Below are 3,173 nucleotides of genomic sequence, written 5' to 3' on the forward strand. Positions count from 1 at the left end.
CCCCCTTTGATATCTTGAGTCTTGCGCCCAGTAAGGACCACGGTCCTCTACCCGGCGCACGGATCTTGAAAGGTGGCGTGACGTAAGTACCGTCCTGAAGCGAGCAAAGGCGGCCTGTAGCCTGTGGCCCGCGGCCTGTGGTTTTCTCCTACCTTCCTTCTTCCCAACCGCGAGCCCACCACGAGCCACAAGCTACGAGCCACGAGCCTTTCCTCGCACATCATCCTTGTCCTGAAAGGTCAAGATACGAAGGGCGCACGGTGGATGCCTTGGCACCCGAGCCGATGAAGGACGTGGCTACCTGCGATAAGCCAGGGGGAGCCGGTAGCGGGCTTCGATCCCTGGATCTCCGAATGGGGAAACCCGGCCGGTGGGAACACCGGTCACCGTCACCTCGGTGACGGGGGGAACGTGGGGAACTGAAACATCTAAGTACCCACAGGAGAGGAAAGCGAATGCGACTCCCTGAGTAGCGGCGAGCGAAAGGGGACCAGCCTAAACCGCAGTGCTTGCACTGCGGGGTTGTGGGGCCTCCAAATGCCGAATCCGTAGCCTAGCCGAAGCGTTCTGGGAAGGCGCGCCAGAGAAGGTGAAAGCCCTGTAGGCGAAAGGCGGGCGGATAGGCGGAGGTACCCGAGTAGCGTGGGGTTCGTGGAACCCTGCGTGAATCTGCGCGGCCCACCGCGTAAGGCTAAGTACTCCGGGTGACCGATAGCGAACCAGTACCGTGAGGGAAAGGTGAAAAGAACCCCGGGAGGGGAGTGAAATAGAACCTGAAACCGTGCGCTTACAAGCAATCACGGCCCTACGTCTTCGATTCGTCGAAGGCACGGGTTGTGGTGTGCCTATTGAAGCATGAGCCTGCGACTTACGTGGGCCGGCGAGCTTAAGCCGTCGAGGCGGAGGCGAAGCGAAAGCGAGTCCGAACAGGGCGACAGAGTCGGTCCGCGTAGACCCGAAACCGGGCGAGCTAGCCCTGGCCAGGCTGAAGCGCGGGTGAAACCGCGTGGAGGGCCGAACCGGTAAGAGATGCAAATCTTTCGGATGAGCTGGGGTTAGGAGTGAAAAGCTAACCGAGCCCGGAGATAGCTGGTTCTCTCCGAAATGACTTTAGGGTCAGCCTCAGGTGGCAACGTACGCCTGTAAAGCACTGCTAGGGCTAGGGGGCCTACCAGCCTACCAACCCCTGGCAAACTCGGAAGGGCGTACGTGAAGGCCTGGGAGTGAGGGCGCGAGCGATAACGTCCGTGTCCTAACGGCGGAACAACGCAGACCGCCAGCTAAGGTCCCCAAGTCTGGACTAAGTGGGAAAGGATGTGAGGGCGCCCAGACAGCCAGGAGGTTGGCTTAGAAGCAGCCACCCTTTAAAGAGTGCGTAATAGCTCACTGGTCGAGTGCCCTCGCGCCGAAAATGATCGGGGCTCAAGTCCAGCACCGAAGCTGCGGGTGCAGCGGGATGACCGCTGCGCGGTAGGAGAGCGTTCCCCATGCCGATGAAGGTCGACTGACGAGGGCGGCTGGAGGTACGGGAAGTGCGAATGCAGGCATAAGTAACGATAAAAGGGGTGAGAATCCCCTTCGCCGTAAGCCCAAGGGTTCCTACGCAACGGTCGTCGGCGTAGGGTTAGGCGGGACCTAAGGCGTACCCGAGAGGGGAAGCCGATGGACAGCCGGTTAATATTCCGGCCCCACTCCACTGGAGCGATGGGGGGACGCTTTAGGCTAGGCGGACCGGAGCCATGGATGAGCCCGGCCGCGGTCCGGGGGGCAGAGGGTAGGCAAATCCGCCCTCTACACGCTCGCCGGCCGCGGGGAAGCCCGTAGGGGTGATAACCCGCTGACGCCAGGGAGCCGAGAAAAGCCTCTAAGCGATGAAGGTGGAGTGCCCGTACCGTAAACCGACACAGGTGGGCGGGTGCAAGTGCACTAAGGCGCGCGAGAGAACCCTCGCTAAGGAACTCTGCAAAATGGCCCCGTAACTTCGGGAGAAGGGGTGCTGCGCGTAGGGTGATGAGCCCGAGGCAGCCGCAGTGAACAGGCTCTGGCGACTGTTTACCAAAAACACAGCTCTCTGCGAACACGTAAGTGGACGTATAGGGAGCGACGCTTGCCCGGTGCCGGAAGGTCAAGGGGAGGGGTGCAAGCTCCGAACCGAAGCCCCGGTGAACGGCGGCCGTAACTATAACGGTCCTAAGGTAGCGAAATTCCTTGTCGGGTAAGTTCCGACCTGCACGAAAAGCGTAACGATCGGAGCGCTGTCTCAGCGAGGGACTCGGTGAAATTGAACTGGCCGTCAAGATGCGGCCTACCCGTGGCAGGACGAAAAGACCCCGTGGAGCTTTACTGTAGCCTGGCGTTGGTCTTTGGACACGTCTGTGTAGGATAGGTGGGAGCCTGCGAACCCGGCCCGCCAGGGTCGGGGGAGGCGCCGGTGAAATACCACCCTGACGTGTTCGGAGGCCTAACCGGCACCAGCCGGGACAGCGCTTGGTGGGCAGTTTGACTGGGGCGGTCGCCTCCTAAAGCGTAACGGAGGCGCCCAAAGGTTCCCTCAGCGCGGACGGAAACCGCGCGGAGAGCGCAAGGGTACAAGGGAGCTTGACTGCGAGGCCTGCAAGCCGAGCAGGGACGAAAGTCGGGCCTAGTGAACCGGTGGTTCCGTGTGGAAGGGCCATCGATCAACGGATAAAAGTTACCCCGGGGATAACAGGCTGATCTCCCCCGAGCGTCCACAGCGGCGGGGAGGTTTGGCACCTCGATGTCGGCTCGTCGCATCCTGGGGCTGAAGAAGGTCCCAAGGGTTGGGCTGTTCGCCCATTAAAGCGGCACGCGAGCTGGGTTCAGAACGTCGTGAGACAGTTCGGTCTCTATCCGCCACGGGCGCAGGAGGTTTGAGGGGAGCTGCTCCTAGTACGAGAGGACCGGAGTGGACGTACCTCTGGTATCCCTGCTGTCCCTCCCGGGGCATAAGCAGGGTAGCCATGTACGGTCGGGATAACCGCTGAAAGCATCTAAGCGGGAAGCCCACCCCAAGATGAGACCTCCCACTGGGTCAACCAGGTAAGGACCCCGGTAGATCACCGGGTTGATAGGCCGGAGGTGTAAGCGCGGCGACGCGTTGAGCTGACCGGTCCTAATCGTCCGAGGTCTTGACCTTTTTCTGCACTCATCGA

At 61.2% G+C, this 3,173-nt stretch carries 1 rRNA gene; it reads left to right on the plus strand.

What is annotated here, in order from left to right:
• Positions 1–237 precede the first annotated feature (237 nt).
• Positions 238–3,157: ribosomal RNA gene (locus tag HNQ05_RS12095) — 23S ribosomal RNA — on the plus strand.
• Positions 3,158–3,173 lie beyond the last annotated feature (16 nt).

The organism is Oceanithermus desulfurans, assembly GCF_014201675.1.
Classification (GTDB): domain Bacteria; phylum Deinococcota; class Deinococci; order Deinococcales; family Marinithermaceae; genus Oceanithermus; species Oceanithermus desulfurans.